Here is a 15,824-nt window from a genome sequence, read left to right as displayed (position 1 = left end):
TGAATGGCAGGGCTTGCACCTGCCAGCGATTGGGTGTCAAGCAAGCTTGGCGATTTCTGTCGCCAGGCGGTTAATCGTAATGCGCAGATGCGCAATACTCAGTTCTTCACTAGCCGACATACACAAAACGAAGTCGGCGTCTTTTCCGTAGATGGTTACAAACGCCACGTTGGCGCCTTCCGATTCAATAAAACTGACCCGGAACGGGTGTTTCAGAATCTGCTGACTAATGGCATTACTGACTGAAAACAGGGTCCCGGATGCTGCGGAAATGGTATCGGCTTCAACATCCAGACCGGGTTTGCTGTAGACCTGTACTGGAAAACCATCGGTGGTCGCCAGACAGATCAGTTCAATCTGCTCATAACGACTGGTGCAATCCTTGAAAAGGGCTGACAGAGTATTTTCGTGCTGTTCAAACAACGGCATATTCACCATCCTGGCTTTCGTCGAACGAGTGGTTATTCAGGCCCAGAAACAATTCCAGCAACAACAGGCTGGAATCACGATCACGCGGATCAACCGTGATAACCGGAGCTATAAGACGATGCTTCTCCAGGCAAAAGTTGATGTAGTCGATCAGGGTTTCCAGTTCTTCAGAATCCACGTTATCGCAATGGGTAATGCCCACCACGGTGGCGTAACCATTCGCCTGGGGTTTGAAAAACTCAAGAATGCTGTCGAGCTCATCGAGATTCAGGCCATCACCGTATTTGACGAGAATGCAGAGTCCCCACAACTGGCCTTTGACGATGTCCCACAACATCTGGAAGCGGTGCTGTCCCGGCAGGCCATACAGACCCAACGCCGTTTCTTCGTCAAAGCTCAGACGGCCGTAATCGATACCAACGGTAGTGAATTCCTTGCCAATGTCGATACTGGAACGGGCTTCCGTGGCAAACGGCGAAATCTCACTGATCGTGCGCACCAACTGGGTTTTGCCCGCCCCAACCTCACCAACAATCGCCAGCTTTTTATAGATGGTGGTCATTGCCCTGACCTCTCTTTCCATTTCATCGACAGAAACTTGCGCATGACACTGCCGAAATGATCTTCCCGTCCTGCTTCCTGAGCCGCGGTCACAGCCTCCTGAGTCAGTCCAGCGTCTTTGATCAACAACACATCCAGTCGCAACAACTGTTTCAGCACACCATCCAGTTCGTCTTCGGACTTGAACAGGCCGGTAGCCATCAACTGTTGATAGGTAATCCAGCCATTGGATAACACCGTACACAGTTTGATCAGTCGCGGGGTTAATGCCACCCGCGACTGCTTTGGCCATGCCGTAATATGAAACATATGATTACCAAAGGTATCGTGACTGACCTGTTTCTCCGGTGTCGCTGGCGTGCCGGATATCAGGGCTGCCGCCCAGAATTGTTCTGCCAGCTCTTTCGGCCGACCTTCCTGAACGGAAGATTCTGGCAAACAGTCATGTCGCAGCTTTTGCAAAAACTCACGATGATTGGCCATATCCGGGTGATAGAATTTGGCACGCCAGGTCGTAAACGCGGGCGCATCAATACTCATATCATTCACGACAACGAGTTCATTAAACAGTTTTGTCTGGCGCATTTTGTAAAGTGAGATGGCAATATTCTGAGGATCTCCTTCAAGAACCTGCAGAACCAGATTACGAAATGCGACAAATAACCCGGTAACAGAGTGTGCAGCATTGCAAACCCGAAGACTGTTATACAATTCAAGAATATTTTCCGAGGCATTCTGGTCCTGCTGATGCAGGACACTTCCAAGACAAGCAATTCGCTTCATAGACTGAAACCTCCTTGATTTCACTCCTGCCTGTTCATCCATATTGCAGGTCACACACACCGAATCCGGGAAACAAACAAACTGGAATCGGAAATGCAATATCTCAAATGAGCCCGACAAGGCTGTCGGCAATTGTGCCAGCAAATCCATGAGCACAATAAAACAATTTCACAAAAGAGCACTCTGTCATGGATCAATAAAACACAGCAGATACCAACACGACCGAGCAAATAACAAAGATATGACGCAGATCATTTTATAACAATCGTTCTCGATATCCGACAATCAGCAAATGCTAGCAAAACCCGAAAAAACCACAAAACCCCATCACTTGACGAGTGATAATAACAAAACCTCGACACAATCAGAGGACTTTAAATAACAATAAAAATACCAGAACCAGAAATTGCAAAATATGAAAGACACCATTCCAAAAAAACATATAACCAGACCAGCAGCAACACACGCCGCAGCGATCACTCTGATATAAAAATCCGGATATCTGCTGAATTATGAACCACCCACTCCACCTCCGCAGATACTCACCAATCATCAGGAACGGGCAGACCGGTGCGCAAACCTGTCAGTTGTGAGCCGGAAAAATCCGTCGCCACTGACCAGCCTGCAAGCTGCTGTTGAGCTTCCACTCACCAACCGAATGACGATGCAGGGCTACAACCGGGTTACGAAAACGACCAAACATACGCTTGATCTGGTGGTACTTGCCTTCCGTGAGGGTCACCCGCGCCTGACGTTCACCGAGGATCTCAAGTTGGGCCGGTTGGGTGGTAATGTCTTCATAGGGGAAATACATGCCTTCGGCGAAGGCCGTTACGTACTCAGGACTGAGCGGGTTGGCGAGTCTCACCTCGTACACCTTGGCGACTTTGTGCTCTGGCGACATCAGACGCCGGGACCATTCACCATCATTGGTGAGTAACACCAGCCCAGACGTATTCAGATCCAGTCGTCCCACAATATGCAAATCGTCCAGCTCACTGGCTGTCAGGTCCTCGGGGTGGGCACGAATCAGGTCCAGCACCGTGCGATGCTGTTCGTCTTCGGTAGCACACACTACCCCAACCGGTTTGTGCAGCATCAGGTACAAAGGCCTGCGCCCTTGCAGACATTCACCATCCAGCTCAACCCTGGTAAAAGGCCCTACAACCTTGTCGGGATCACGCGCCAGTTCACCATCCAGCACCACCCGACCAGCCGCCAGCACGGCGCGAATAGTCTTGCGACTGCATTGCAAATGAGCGGCCAGAAAGCGGTCAAGCCGTGTAGAGGAATATGCCATTCAGAGTCTCAGACATCATGCCAGGGGCGGCGATGATGCCGAGCAAGACAGACATCAGCAAGCACGACCAGAGACTTCCGCACTGGCCGTACTGTGAATCAGTGAGAATTACTGCACAGCGACACCAAACTGCTGGATGCGCAGATTGGTAGAGTAATAAAAATCACGCAATTTCTGTGGCGCGTCACCAAACTGGGCTTCCGGAATTTCCTTCACTGTTACCCCACGGTCGCGCAGGGTTTTGAGATTGTCACGCTCGCTCTGCGCCAGCAGTTCAAAACCGGCAGTCTGGGCACGGCTGAACGCATCGGTAATACGCGCCTGGGTTTGTGGGCTTTGCACATCCCACCATTTTTTCGACACCACAAAAATGCCCGGCGATGCCATGTGATTGGTGTGCAGCAGATACGGAGCTGCCTTGTCCAGCTCCATACCTACCGCCGTCGCCAGATCACAATCCACAGCATCAATCTCGTTTTTTTGCAAATTTACGACCAGATCCTGCACCTGTATGACTTTCGGTTCCGCTCCTAGACGGCGATACCAGTTATGGAACATATCATTGGCAAAAGAACGAACTCGTTTGCCTTTCAGGTCTTCTACCGAGTTCAGGGGCTTGGGGCTCATAATGTTACGCATGCCACTGAAGGTATACCCCAATCCAACAAGATTGTAGTTCTGCAGATTGGTCAACATGGTTTGCCCCTCCGGCGATTTTGCTGCAGCTTCCAGCTGATCCAGTTTATGGAACTGAAATGGAACCAGCCAGCCGTTTAACGCCGGGTCAAAAGTCGTCAGGGATTCAACCGCAATAATACCAGCCTGCAACTCACCACTTCCAAGCATCTCGAGAATGGCCGCTTCACCACGCACTTTTACAAAGCGGGACTCTTTGACGTTGATGGGACTTGTCGGCGTATTCAGATTGCTCTTGAACTGCTGCATTACCTGAATCCAGGGATGACCTTCTGGCGCTACCACGCCAAAACGGATCGACTCAGCAGAGGAAGTCGCTGAGACCAGAAACACCAGCAGACTGGCGATCAGAGTCGAGACACGAGTTATGGCTGTTTTTGTCATGATTTTTATCTTTTTTATATAACACGGGAGATTCCGTTCCACAGCCTCAACGGTACCGGATAAAACACCATCAGGTACTATCCAGGACAACTGACCACGGCTATGCAAGGGTCTGAAAGCATCCATCCACTACTGGCGATCATGAATGGTACTTACGGTGAGAATGCCCTCTCCTTTGGCTGCTAGTACCACCCCCCATTGGTAGCATTAAAGTTTTTTACAAATCGGGAAGACAGATCCCGCAGCGGACTGGCATAACGGCTTGTCGGATTTGCAACAAAGCGATAAGCGCGCAGAACTCATCGTGCTACCGAGGCTGTCATTTTGTAGGAATGCCGACAAAAATTTCCAACCACAAGAAACAAGTCATTGATTTAAATAGCTTTATTATCTGGAATGGTTTTTGCCAATGTACTTTCAAACAAAGTGGAGAGTACTCATGCAACAGTTTCAGTGGCTACCTGAATTTGAAACCGGCATAGAAGTAGTGGATGCCCAGCACATGCGAATTTTTGAATATTTACTGGCAGTTGACCGTGCGATCCGTTTGGAAGAAACAGATTCCATCCAGCATGTGGTGCATTCATTGATTGATTATTCAATCTCACACAACGCCTTTGAAGAAACCCTGATGGAACAGGCGGATTATCCCATCCTGGCAGCTCACGCCAAGGTCCACGAAGCTTTCCGCAACCGTGCCTTATCCTATGAGAAGCGTATCGAACAGGGTGAGGATTGCATCAAGGTCGCCAAGGAAGTGCGTTCGGATATTGGCTTATGGTTAACCAACCATATTCAGCGGGATGACAAGGACTATGTTCCCTATGTCCGTAAATCCATGGAAGGTGGATTTGTCAGCCGTATGATGAAGCGTTTTTTCGCATGAAACTGAGCAAACACTTGCTACCCGGCGAGCCACAACAAAAGAGCCAACGCTGGGTAGCTCAGAAAAGATCGGCCACGGAGACGAATAAACGCCCTGCCCCCTTGAACAGCCAGACCAGCACTTCCCAGGGGAAGTTAGCGATATCCAGCACAGCATCCAGCAAGCGGCGGCCATTACCGGCTTCGGGACGCACCCGGTCGGCCAGATACCCACACACCACCATGCCGACTATTTTCCAGAATCCGAATCCGTTCAGATATTGGTCGACCAAAAGCCAACCCCCCAGAGCAACCAGCAGCAACGCAATAACAAAGCGGACGTCATCCCAATCCTGGTTCATACCCTTCATTCCTTTGAACTTTGCTGCCCACACGGGCACCTGTTTAAAGCTGCGCTGACAAATCCAGATCGGCCAAAGCAAAGCCGTTGATCATCGATGCCATATCACTGGCCAGATTCACACGGTTACGACCAGAGTGTTTCGCCGTGTACAAGGCGCGGTCAGCAGCTTCCAGCAAACGTTGAGGGAAAACTTCGGTTCTCGGCAAACACGACGCCACACCAATGGAAACCGTCAGATGGTGCCATGGCAGCGCCAGATCGTGGGGAATACGGCTGTTGGCAATCTCGATGCGGAATTCTTCGGCCAGCGCATAAGCACGTGACTCATCAACCCCCGGCAATACCACCACAAACTCCTCCCCACCGTAACGCGCAACAAACCACTCTTCCGAGCTGAAAAACGTCTGCAAACGACTGGCGATAATCTTCAGGCATTCGTCGCCTTCCAGATGGCCCTTGCTGTCGTTGTAGAGCTTGAAGAAATCGACATCCACCAGCATCACCGACAAGGATTTGCCATTCTGGTGCGATGCCTCGCAGGCAACCTGTAAGGCATTGTCAAAGAAACGCCGATTGGCAATCCCTGTCAGACCGTCGGTATTGGAGTGCAGATACAGCTCATCGGCCAACAGGCGGTTCTTGTGGGCCAGCACAATGCTACCGTGCAGGGTGCGATAAATACGCTGCGACGAACTCAGAATAAGGACCAGATACAGTAGCATCACCGCAGCCAGAATATTGCCATCCACCGTCCCTTGCCAACCTTCCCATAAGGCCAGCGAGGTCAACACAGGCACCACAAACAGCGCCAGACTGACCCGGGAAGCCGAAGAAGTCGACACCGTACCGGCACAGATACCGGCCTGAATCACCAGCATGATCAGGGTATCGGCATGCGGCACGCTGCTGACTACGAACAGCCCCCATGAGCTCCACAAGATGCCATTCAGGAAAGAAAAAAACGCTAACAATCGGGAATGCGATGCTGCGTCCCACGAACGAAAACGGGACAACCGATAGTACCCGAATGCTGCAATCCGCATAGTGGTCAACACCAATACAGCAGCACCAAACAAGGCCAGTCCAGTCAATGGCAAGCGTTCGATATAGGCCAGAATATTAGCCATAGATAAAGCCAGATTACCCGCTGCAACAACAGGCATCTGGGAATACATAACACGCACCAGCTCCTGACGAGGATCAGGGATAGCTGCGGAGTTATCGACTGGGCGATGATTCATTAACAGACGCTCACTGAACAGGCCGGCAATCATACCTTGTCAGATACGGGAAAAAATCCTGTTTTTGGGAAACTCCACCATCTCCCCCTTGTCAGCCTGCCAATTAACCTGTCAGACACTCCATCAGGCATTTATGACAAAAACTGATACACGTACAGGGTTAAACAGCAGACCAGAAACATCAGCACCGCATAGTTGCGATTGGCTCTTAACAACGCCCGCGCACTCAACCCATAACGAGCCTGCAAGGTCAGCTGAATGCCGGATAACGGTGATAGCCCCACCCCCAACGCCCAGCCCATCAGCAAGGTCATACCAAACAGGTCCGGGTCGGTCACACTGGAGCCAAGCAGGCTGCCTGCCAGCACCACACTGGTCACCGGGTGCATTCCCGCCATGGCCGCCGCCAGCAGGGCAATCAGGGTCAATACCGCTTCTTTATATCCGAAGTGTTCCGGTGCCAGTGAAATATCCAGTGTGTACAGGGTGGCCGCGACTCCCGCCGCCAGCACCGCAGCAGCCAGAAACAACGCCAGTTCACTGCACATATTCGGCAGCCCCGTTTCAATATGACACCGCAGCGACCTGCCTCCCTCGACTTTCTGGGTCAGCAACAGCCAGCTGCAAGCGAATGTCAGTGCAATCAGCGTAACCTGGGTTAATACCGCCACTGCAGGCCAGATCAGGTGCGCCACAATCACCAGCACCGCTAACAATAAAGGCATCCACAGTGATGACCACTGCAGCGGATAACCCATGGCCGTTTGCGCTTCCGGGTTACGTTTTATCTCCCATGCCGAGTACAGCAATGCCACCAGCGCCACCGGCAAACCGAACAACACCAGAGTCGCCAGATGTGAGCCCGGCGCACTCAACAGTGCCAGCCCCATAGCCGCAAAAAACGGTGACCAAAAGGCACAGGTGGAAAACGCCCGCAGCAACACCAGCCCTTGTACCGGCTGTAATGGCTGGTTGTGGCGGGCATGAGCCAGACGATCTCCCACAATCAGTACCGCCGAAATATTCAGCACCGCACCAAACAGATGGGTGCCAAACAGACTGCGTTGCAACACCGACACACCAGACGGCAAGGCATCACTGGAGTTCACACCCGCCAGCGCTACCAGACGCAAAAAACTCACGCCAATCATCATGCCGACCACCAGCTGATTGGCCTCCAGTGCTTTTAACCAGAAACTTCCCGCATTACCGGCCAGCGTGGCGAACATCAAACCGGCCAGCCCCACCAGTATCAGAATACCAATCTGCTTTTTCTGGGTGCGTTTGATACCCGGCGCCACCAACAACATCGCCACCCACAAACCGGAGCCCGCTATCCAGGGCGGCAGACTGTGTTCAAGGCTGGTGAACAACACCAGAGCCAGCGCGATCAGCATAATCACACCAGCCAGACGATGAATGGCCGCAGAACCGGACAACCAGGGAGAAAACAGGCTCAACACAGACAGGCTCCGAATACCGGCCAAGAGGAAAACGCTGAACAGCGTAAACGCGAATATTGCCAGTTTTTGGCAAGCCTATAGAGACAAGGATCAGGAATGCACTGTTGTGTTATGCCATAAAGCGATGGCCCGCTGATCCATCAACGGCAGCTGGCAACTGCTGGTGAGGGCCATAAAAAAACCACCGGCCGCTGACGCGACCGATGGTTTCTCATCATTTCAGATGCCAACCCGCTGCTCGTTATCAGAAGCATCAGGCAAGCCGTCGGATTACAACGCCTGACGGAAGATCTCGCACACTTCCTCGAAACCTGGTTGTACCGGGTTGGTAAAACCACAGGCGTCTTTCATAGCGTTGGTGGCCAGAGTCGGAATATCTTCCTCTTTGGCACCCAGCTGGCCAACACCGGCTGGAATATGAACATCTGCAGACAGGGCACGAATCGCCTGCAGACAGGCATCGGCGGCGGCTTCATCACTCAGACCACGCACTTCACAACCCATGGCGGCCGCCAGTTCACCCAGACGTTTGGCCGCCACTCGGGCGTTAAATGCCTGCACGTGTGGCAGCAGAATGGCATTACATACACCGTGTGGCAGGTCGTAGAAACCACCCAGCTGGTGCGCCATCGCGTGTACATAACCCAGCGATGCGTTGTTAAACGCCATACCGGCGAGGAACTGGGCGTACGCCATCTGTTCACGGGCTTCGATATTGCTGCCGTCATTCACCGCCGTACGCAGGTTGGCACTGATCAGACGTACCGCTTGCAACGCACAGGCGTCGGTTACCGGAGTGGCAGCCGTCGACACATAGGCTTCAATCGCATGAGTCAGCGCATCCATACCGGTAGCCGCGGTCAGCGACGCTGGCATACCGGCCATCAGCTCCGGATCGTTCACAGACAACACCGGTGTGGTGTGTTTATCAACAATGGCCATTTTTACGTGGCGGCTATCGTCGGTGATGATGCAGAAGCGAGTCATCTCACTGGCGGTACCGGCAGTCGTGTTGATCGCCACCAGCGGCAGTTGCGGCTTGGCAGAACGATCCACCCCTTCGTATTCGGTGATGGAACCACCGTTAGCGGCGACCAGTGCAATCGCTTTGGCGCAGTCGTGTGGCGAACCACCACCAAGGGAAATCACAAAATCACAGTCATTGGCTTTCAGAACCGCCAGGCCATCTTCAACGTTGGCAACGTTCGGGTTGGGTTTGACGTGATCAAACACCACCGAGGTCACACCGTGGGCAGCCAGCAGCTCGGCAACCTTGCCAACCATACCGGTTTTCACCAGCGGCGCATCGGTTACCACCAGCGCTTTTTTCCAACCGTACGACTGGATCGCCGCCGCGGCATCTTTCAGGCAACCAGTGCCCATCAGGTTCACAGAAGGAATAAAAAAAGCAGTTGCGGCCATATCGGTAAACTCCGAATCATCGATTTGTGGTCAGGCTATACCTGTTTGAGTGACCCCAAATTGACTCGGAGCAATTCTGCTTTTTTGTTTGCTGAACGAATCTTTTGTAAACCGACTCAGATCAACCTGCAGCCCCGTTGAATAACTCGATACCCACTGTGGCTTCTCGGAACAATGACAAAAGGCATGGTGTTTTCAGGAGCAAATTTCTGTGGCGGTATCGGGAATCGCATCGGATGGCAACACCGTCTGCACGGCTTGTTAATTGGCACAACCTTATGCTATCCGGCCTGGCGGGGCATCCATACCCCTGCCGGGTCGGCGTTGCGGTGAATACCGGCTCGCCCAGATGGGCAATGGGTAGCCAGCTGCGCTGGGCGAAATCGGTGTTGATGGATACTGTTCGTCCGACGGCTGCTGGCTGCTGGCGGCTACTCGGTTTGTTAATTGGCCTGGCTGGTTGCCCTCTTGGGGGACCTTGTCCCCCGGCCGGGCGGGCCTCCCCCTGCTTTTGCCCGCTGGGCTCGTTTTTCCGGTGTTCACCGACAACGGCTTTTCGACCCCGACCCGATGGCACGTCCCTGTGCCAACGGGTCTGGCGGGGCATCCATGCCCCGGCCGGGTCGGCCGTTGCGGTGAATCCCGGCTCGCCCAGATGGGCAATTAACAGTTGCCAGCTGCGCTGGGCGAAATCGGTGTTGATGGATACTGTTCGCCCGACGTCCGATGCTCAGCTGAGTCTGGCCAGCAGGTTTTGCCATTCTTGCGGTTTGCCGTAGTACTGGCTGTGCGGCAGGCGTTGCCAGCCTTTTTCGGTTTCCAGCAGCAGGGTCGGGAAGCCTCGTACGCCCAGTTGGGTCATGAGCCGCTGGCTGTGTTGCAAGGTTTCGTGCAGGGTTTGCCGGGCGTTGGCGATGGCCTGTTGGCAATCTGCGCTGCTGAGGGGTTTACCGTTGTGGCTGGCGAGTTCCTTGATCACTGTGGCCAGCACGCGGATATCGGCGACATCCAGCCCGTGCTGGTAATGCGCTTGCTGGATGGCTTTCAGGGCGCTGAATTCATCCAGTCCCAGTGCTTTGCTGGCGAGAATGGCCTGGCTGGTGATCATGGAGTCCATCACCAGTGAGCCTTTGCCCGCTACCCGTTGCCGATAGGCATCTCCAAACTGTGCGCCGGTCAGGTTGGCGATATGCTGGTCGGCTTCGAGAATATGACGACGGAACTGCGGGTTGATTTCGCCGCGTTCGAGCATGCCACCTGGGTGTAATTCAAGCTGCCACCCCTGTTGTTGGGCCTGTTGCTGCAGGATGCTGACCAGAGTGGTGGCGCCGAAGCACCAGCCACACATAGGGTCATAAAAGTAATGAGCCCTTACCATTTCATCTCTCCGGTATGTACCTTGGAGCCCAGTTCGAGGGCAATGCCGAGGCCTGCGTCTGGATACTGTTGCTGCATGGCAGCTTTTACGTCGGCGCTGTTGTGGTGGTCTTTAACGGCCTGACGGAAAGCGGCCAGATACCCTTTGGAGTATTCAATCGCGCTGGCGGTCAGTTCAGTGTTGGCGGCCATATGCCCTGGAATGACCACCTCAGGCTTCAGTGCCAGCATGCTGTCGAGCTGCTGGTTCCAGGCGTCCAGCTGTTCGGCGCTCTGGGTGTCGGCGGTCCACAGATGCAGGTTTCCGAACACGGCGATGTCGCCCAGAATGGCCTTGTTATCCGCAATCCACAGGTATGGACGGGTTGCCAGCACGCCATCGGTGCCCCGGATGTCGATACTGTGACCTTCCAGATTCAGGCTGCTTTCATTCCAGGCATCTGGCAGCACTGGCTGTTGTGGAGCGTTGGCTCCCAGTTTCGGGCCCCAGTAGGCTACTTTGCCCGCCATTTTCTTTTCAATTGCTGCGCGCACGGCCGGGGTGGTGATGATGCGGACATCCGGGAATACCTGCTTCAGCACTTCGGCACCAAAGTAGAAGTCCGGGTCGGCTTGGCTGATAAAAATGGTTTTTAACGGTTTGCCGGTGTCCAGCACCTTGGCCGCCAGACGCAGGCCATCGGCTTTGGTGAAACCGGTATCCACCAGCAGCACTTCGTTTTCGCCAACGATCAGGGTGGAGTTGACGTGGAAGCTGTTGGGGCCAGCGTTGTAAACGTCGAGGGTCAGTGGTTGTCCGGCCAGTGCGGCGGTGGACAGCAGGCTGGTGGCGGTGGCGATCAGGGTTTTGCTAACGGTGTTTGACATGGAAGGCTCCGGTTGTTCGTTGTGGTCGCTATGGGGAGCATTCTGGCGTTTGATTGGTTACTGAAAAATAGCCAATAATCGTCATCATTATTTCAGAATATGAACAGGTTGGGCGTAGATGGATCGGATAACAGCAGCAAAGGTGTTTGTGGATCTGGCCTATTCCGGCAGCTTTACCAAAACGGCGGATCGGCTGGAGATGTCGCGGCCGATGGTCAGTCGGCATCTGGAATTTATGGAAAGCTGGATGCAGGCGCGACTGTTTCACCGCACCACTCGCAAGATTTCCCTGACCAGTGCGGGTGAAGCCTGTTTGCCGGAGGTCGAGCAGTGGTTGCAGCAAGCGGAGCGGCTGGCGCAGATGCTGGTGGCGGAGCAACAACCGTCGGGCCAGATTCGGCTGGCGACCAGTATGTCGTTTGGTTTTTCGCAACTGGTGCCCGCATTGGCCGGGTTTATGGCGCGTTACCCGCAGGTGACGGTCGATCTGACCTTGCAGGACCGGGTAACGGATCTCACCGCTGAGCGAATTGATCTGGCATTACGGTTTGCCAGCAACCCTGATCCATCCCTGATTGGCAAACCCATCGCCCTCTGTGATTCGGTGCTGGTGGCAGCGCCTGAATATCTGCAGCAACGGGGGACGCCGCAGCATCCGGATGAATTGCAGCAGCACGATTGTGTGGGGTATCGCAACTTCGGACGCCATGTCTGGCATCTGAGCCACCGTGATGGTGATGAGTGTTCGGTCAGCGTCAACTGTCGTCTGACCGCTGATGAGGCCACGGCGTTGATGGTGGCGGCGCAGCAGGGCATGGGGATTTCCATGCAGCCGACCTATCTGGTGTCTGGCCAGCTGGCCCGAGGGGAGTTGCAGGTGGTGTTGCCGGAATGGCAGCCGGACCAGTTAAAAATCTATGTGCTGTACGTCTCGCGCAAGCATCAGTCGCTGGCGGTACGGGCGCTGATTGATTATCTCGAAGACTGGTTCCGGGAGCATCCCTGGGGTTAACCGGCGTTCAGTACCAGGGTCATATGGTCGGTAACGATGCGTTTGAGGATATGCAGTTTGCGATTGAAAAAGTGGTCGGCACCGGCAATCACCACCACCGGACGGTCCTGATCGGCGGCCCAGTCGAACACCGAGTTTAACGGCACAATTTCGTCCTTCTCGCCGTGCACAATCAGGGTTGAACCTTGTGGATGCGGGGTGTTGTAAATACGGCCGCTATCAACCTCTCCTACGGCGGTGCCGGTCAGCATGATGGTTTGCACCTCGATGCCCTGAGCGTGCAGCCGTTCCTGTACACGCGTTACTACCCAGGTTCCAAACGAAAACCCGGCCAGCACCAGTGGCAGGTTCGGGTATTCACTGCGCAACCAGCGCAGCACTTCCATCATATCGTCGGTTTCACCATTGCCATGATCGTGGCTGCCCGAGCTTTGGCCAACGCCGCGAAAATTCGGCCGTGCCACCAGATAACCCATGGATTGCAGAACCCGGGCAATGGTCACCGGCACCTTGTGGTTGGCGTTGCCCCCCATCAGTGGGTGTGGATGGCCGATGAGGGCGATACCACGCGGAGATTCGGCGGGAGCATCCAGCCATACTTCGATATTACCGGCAGCGCCGGACAGCAGCAGGGTTGAGTTCATGGCAGTTTTTCAGAGAGGGATGGCGGATTATACCCGCTGCAACGTGGTTGGCGGTGATGGATGAGCTGGAAACGGATTATTCCGTGGGCGGCAAGGATTTGAAGTGGGCATAAATGCCCACGAAACACTCTTCAAAAAATCGCTCTAACGTCTGCTGACAAAACTGGCGAGATCGCTGGAGGCATCGCGAATACGGCTAATATTGGCCGTAATTTCCTCAGTGGTAGCGCTTTGTTGTTCGACTGCCGTGGCGACTTGCAACATGTGATTACTGATGCTGTCGATGGTCTGAGCAACATCCGCCAATGACTGATCAGCAACAGCGGTAGCATCAACAGTATCGGTAGCACGCTCAAGACCTTTGCTGACCATAGCGACTGCTTCCCGAACTTTGCTGGAAAGGTCTCCAATCAGACTGCTGATTTCTTCGGTAGAAGTCTGGGTTTTGGCTGCCAGAGTCCGTACTTCATCGGCAACAACGGCAAAACCACGCCCCTGTTCACCGGCACGGGCGGCTTCGATGGCGGCGTTTAATGCCAGCAGGTTGGTCTGTTCAGCGATCATATTGATCACGTCGATAATGCGATTGATGTTATCGGTGCTGGTGGAGACCGCTTCAATAGTAGTGCTGGTTTTGGCCATATCTCCGGACAGAGAACTGACAGAGCTGACCGCTTTACTGAGTATCTGCCGCACCTGACGGGTAGCGTTAACGGCAGATGACGCCTGATTGGACGACTCACTGGCCAGCGACGAAACCTCACGAATGGTGCAGTGCATCTGTTGCATGGCAGATGCCACGCTGTCGATTTCATGAGCCTGACGCGAGGTACTTTGCAACACCTGACTGGCGTGTTCACGGGTCAGGTTATCGGCACGTTGCAGTTTATCGCCCATGGCATTGATAGCGCGGCTGACGACGTCATCGGCCGAGGCTGGTTGTGCACGCTGGGTGAGATTGTCGGCGGCAATGGCCTGACAGACGCGAGCTACCTGCTGGAAGGACGTGGCGACCCGCCTGGTGATGGTTTCCAGTGCATCAATCTCATCCTGGTTACCAGCTGGCTGACCCAGATCCAGATTATCCACATTACCTGCAGCAACTTGACGTGCCAGTTGCAGGGTACGACGGGTACGGCGGGTGATAGAGCCAGTAAAGGTCATGGCGATGCCGATAATCATGGCCATAATCACCGCCAGAATCAGCGCACTACGCAATGCATCGGCGTAAATCGGCGCATAGACACTTTCACGCGACACTCGCTGCATCAACTTCCAGTCGCCAGTCGGGATATTGATGGCGGTAAAATAAAATTCTTTGTTGTCGACGGGATCAACTGCCTCAATCACCTCGCCAGGTTTGCTTAACATGGTGCCAAACAGCTCTTTGTAAGGAGTATCAGCGATTTTCTGGGTACGCATCTGTTCCGAGTTGACCGATACCGCGATAACGCGGTTTTCATGGCTTAACAACAACAGATCAGTGCCTTCTTTTACGGCCAGTTTTTTCAGGTAACCGTCGAGAAAGCTCAGGGCACGGTCGATGCTGGCGATACCCTTGAACTGGCCATCAATCACAATTGGGTAAACCTGCTCGATGATCAGCTTGTTTTCATAAATGTAGGGTTCGGTGATCAGCCCCTCAGCCTTGCCACTGGACTGGAAGCGGCGTTTGACGCCGTCGTAATAGAGGCTGGTTTCCATATCCACCAGCGGTGTCAGCTTGAGTGTTTCACCATCGCGATACCAGTACGGCAAAAAACGTCCATCACCAGAATGGCTGTCGGGTTGCCCAAGGTTGTTGCTGTCGGCACCATCAGCATCTGGCTCGTAACCAAATGAACTGCCCAGAAATTCCGGGTTTTTGTCCAGCACCTCACGGGCAAAGTCGATACTCAGCTGGCGTTGGCCAAATAATCCAGCCACCTGTGATTCAGCCATGATTTTGGCGGTTTGCAGAGCGTGTAGGTTACCCAGCTCAATCTGGCGAGCCGCACTGGCAGCTTCGCTAGCCAGTAGCTGTTTGGCAGCAGTTTCGGCTTGTTCGGCATTCTGGTAGATGTCGAGACCTACCGAGGTACTGAACATCAGGACGACAGGGGTGACCAGTTGCACCAGAATTCGTTTACGCAAGCTGCCAGACAGCGAGCCTTGAGAGTCGGGCATAAAAAATCCTCAATAGGGGCAACGGTTTCCTGTCCATGTGCTACATGTCCTTCGATACAAGAATAGACAGTGATTCAATATTTGCTCATCAGGAGACACTCTGATAGCTCTGCGCAAGTACCGCAGCCCGTGCCATTCGGGGCTTTTGGTACGGTGACAACTCAATAGTCGCCGGTTTTTAACGTAGCCCCCCGGATTCAGGAATGAGGCCCATCAAACCGGCTTCGTGATTCATCACCATTCCGACAAGC

15 protein-coding genes are annotated in these 15,824 nt (G+C 53.8%); 2 read left to right on the top strand and 13 right to left on the bottom strand.

Features of this window, described 5'->3' with window-relative positions:
• Window positions 1-36 precede the first annotated feature (36 nt).
• From OUO13_RS15795 to OUO13_RS15775, 5 genes are all read right to left on the bottom strand, one after another.
• Window positions 37-429 (bottom strand): roadblock/LC7 domain-containing protein, encoded by a 393-nt coding sequence (locus OUO13_RS15795; RefSeq protein ID WP_283174861.1) that lies wholly within the window; start codon window positions 427-429, stop codon window positions 37-39.
• Window positions 416-991: a GTP-binding protein gene (locus tag OUO13_RS15790; RefSeq protein ID WP_283174860.1), complete on the bottom strand. Its 576-nt coding sequence runs from the start codon at window positions 989-991 to the stop codon at window positions 416-418. The genes OUO13_RS15795 and OUO13_RS15790 overlap by 14 nt, the downstream gene beginning before the upstream one ends.
• Complete coding sequence (locus OUO13_RS15785) at window positions 988-1,827, bottom strand: BLUF domain-containing protein (RefSeq protein WP_283174859.1); 840 nt, start codon at window positions 1,825-1,827, stop codon at window positions 988-990. Before OUO13_RS15785 ends, OUO13_RS15790 begins: the two co-directional genes overlap by 4 nt.
• Window positions 1,828-2,356: 529 nt before the next feature.
• Entirely contained in the window at window positions 2,357-3,073 is a 717-nt protein-coding gene (locus OUO13_RS15780) for a pseudouridine synthase (RefSeq protein WP_283174858.1), read from the bottom strand.
• A 108-nt stretch (window positions 3,074-3,181) separates the two neighbouring features.
• Complete coding sequence (locus OUO13_RS15775) at window positions 3,182-4,153, bottom strand: TRAP transporter substrate-binding protein (RefSeq protein ID WP_283174857.1); 972 nt, start codon at window positions 4,151-4,153, stop codon at window positions 3,182-3,184.
• A gap of 439 nt (window positions 4,154-4,592) precedes the next feature.
• Between OUO13_RS15775 and OUO13_RS15770 the strand changes: the two genes are divergently transcribed.
• The gene (locus tag OUO13_RS15770) at window positions 4,593-5,039 is read left to right on the top strand and encodes a bacteriohemerythrin (RefSeq protein WP_283174856.1); all 447 of its coding nucleotides are present in this window, start codon (window positions 4,593-4,595) and stop codon (window positions 5,037-5,039) included.
• 58 nt (window positions 5,040-5,097) lie between these two features.
• On the opposite strand, the gene OUO13_RS15765 is transcribed toward OUO13_RS15770, so the two are convergent.
• The 6 genes from OUO13_RS15765 to OUO13_RS15740 all read right to left on the bottom strand — a co-directional run bounded on the left by OUO13_RS15765 (window position 5,098) and on the right by OUO13_RS15740 (window position 11,751).
• On the bottom strand, window positions 5,098-5,379 hold the full coding sequence (locus tag OUO13_RS15765; protein ID WP_283174855.1) for a hypothetical protein: 282 nt from the start codon (window positions 5,377-5,379) through the stop codon (window positions 5,098-5,100).
• Window positions 5,380-5,422: 43 nt separating this feature from the next.
• Window positions 5,423-6,622, bottom strand: coding sequence for a GGDEF domain-containing protein (locus OUO13_RS15760; RefSeq protein ID WP_283174854.1), 1,200 nt, complete (start codon window positions 6,620-6,622; stop codon window positions 5,423-5,425).
• A 131-nt stretch (window positions 6,623-6,753) separates the two neighbouring features.
• Entirely contained in the window at window positions 6,754-8,085 is a 1,332-nt protein-coding gene (locus tag OUO13_RS15755; protein WP_283174853.1) for a hypothetical protein, read from the bottom strand.
• 270 nt (window positions 8,086-8,355) lie between these two features.
• Window positions 8,356-9,507 (bottom strand): L-threonine dehydrogenase, encoded by a 1,152-nt coding sequence (gene yiaY / locus OUO13_RS15750; RefSeq protein ID WP_283174852.1) that lies wholly within the window; start codon window positions 9,505-9,507, stop codon window positions 8,356-8,358.
• Between the two features lie 730 nt (window positions 9,508-10,237).
• Window positions 10,238-10,885, bottom strand: coding sequence for a DsbA family protein (locus OUO13_RS15745; RefSeq protein WP_283174851.1), 648 nt, complete (start codon window positions 10,883-10,885; stop codon window positions 10,238-10,240).
• Window positions 10,879-11,751 (bottom strand): MBL fold metallo-hydrolase, encoded by an 873-nt coding sequence (locus OUO13_RS15740; RefSeq protein ID WP_283174850.1) that lies wholly within the window; start codon window positions 11,749-11,751, stop codon window positions 10,879-10,881. Before OUO13_RS15740 ends, OUO13_RS15745 begins: the two co-directional genes overlap by 7 nt.
• 118 nt (window positions 11,752-11,869) lie before the next feature.
• Between OUO13_RS15740 and OUO13_RS15735 the strand changes: the two genes are divergently transcribed.
• The gene (locus tag OUO13_RS15735) at window positions 11,870-12,763 is read left to right on the top strand and encodes a LysR family transcriptional regulator (protein ID WP_283174849.1); all 894 of its coding nucleotides are present in this window, start codon (window positions 11,870-11,872) and stop codon (window positions 12,761-12,763) included.
• Here the strand turns inward: OUO13_RS15735 and OUO13_RS15730 are convergent.
• Window positions 12,760-13,407, bottom strand: coding sequence for an alpha/beta hydrolase (locus OUO13_RS15730; RefSeq protein WP_283174848.1), 648 nt, complete (start codon window positions 13,405-13,407; stop codon window positions 12,760-12,762). The two genes, OUO13_RS15735 and OUO13_RS15730, sit on opposite strands and share 4 nt — an antisense overlap.
• A gap of 144 nt (window positions 13,408-13,551) precedes the next feature.
• The gene (locus OUO13_RS15725) at window positions 13,552-15,573 is read right to left on the bottom strand and encodes a methyl-accepting chemotaxis protein (protein ID WP_283174847.1); all 2,022 of its coding nucleotides are present in this window, start codon (window positions 15,571-15,573) and stop codon (window positions 13,552-13,554) included.
• Window positions 15,574-15,824 lie beyond the last annotated feature (251 nt).

Source organism: Parathalassolituus penaei, assembly GCF_026626885.1.
Taxonomy (GTDB): Bacteria; Pseudomonadota; Gammaproteobacteria; order Pseudomonadales; family Oceanobacteraceae; genus Oceanobacter; species Oceanobacter penaei.
This window is presented reverse-complemented; position numbering and strand designations above follow the sequence as displayed.

What these genes read in the sequence shown, in the direction of transcription:
- OUO13_RS15795 (WP_283174861.1), bottom strand. Translation starts at nt 429, where the DNA reads ATGCCGTTGTTTGAACAGCACGAAAATACTCTGTCAGCCCTTTTCAAG.
- OUO13_RS15790 (WP_283174860.1), bottom strand. Translation starts at nt 991, where the DNA reads ATGACCACCATCTATAAAAAGCTGGCGATTGTTGGTGAGGTTGGGGCG.
- OUO13_RS15780 (WP_283174858.1), bottom strand. Translation starts at nt 3,073, where the DNA reads ATGGCATATTCCTCTACACGGCTTGACCGCTTTCTGGCCGCTCATTTG.
- OUO13_RS15775 (WP_283174857.1), bottom strand. Translation starts at nt 4,153, where the DNA reads ATGACAAAAACAGCCATAACTCGTGTCTCGACTCTGATCGCCAGTCTG.
- OUO13_RS15770 (WP_283174856.1), top strand. Translation starts at nt 4,593, where the DNA reads ATGCAACAGTTTCAGTGGCTACCTGAATTTGAAACCGGCATAGAAGTA.
- OUO13_RS15765 (WP_283174855.1), bottom strand. Translation starts at nt 5,379, where the DNA reads ATGAACCAGGATTGGGATGACGTCCGCTTTGTTATTGCGTTGCTGCTG.
- OUO13_RS15760 (WP_283174854.1), bottom strand. Translation starts at nt 6,622, where the DNA reads ATGAATCATCGCCCAGTCGATAACTCCGCAGCTATCCCTGATCCTCGT.
- yiaY (WP_283174852.1), bottom strand. Translation starts at nt 9,507, where the DNA reads ATGGCCGCAACTGCTTTTTTTATTCCTTCTGTGAACCTGATGGGCACT.
- OUO13_RS15745 (WP_283174851.1), bottom strand. Translation starts at nt 10,885, where the DNA reads ATGGTAAGGGCTCATTACTTTTATGACCCTATGTGTGGCTGGTGCTTC.
- OUO13_RS15740 (WP_283174850.1), bottom strand. Translation starts at nt 11,751, where the DNA reads ATGTCAAACACCGTTAGCAAAACCCTGATCGCCACCGCCACCAGCCTG.
- OUO13_RS15735 (WP_283174849.1), top strand. Translation starts at nt 11,870, where the DNA reads ATGGATCGGATAACAGCAGCAAAGGTGTTTGTGGATCTGGCCTATTCC.
- OUO13_RS15730 (WP_283174848.1), bottom strand. Translation starts at nt 13,407, where the DNA reads ATGAACTCAACCCTGCTGCTGTCCGGCGCTGCCGGTAATATCGAAGTA.
- OUO13_RS15725 (WP_283174847.1), bottom strand. Translation starts at nt 15,573, where the DNA reads ATGCCCGACTCTCAAGGCTCGCTGTCTGGCAGCTTGCGTAAACGAATT.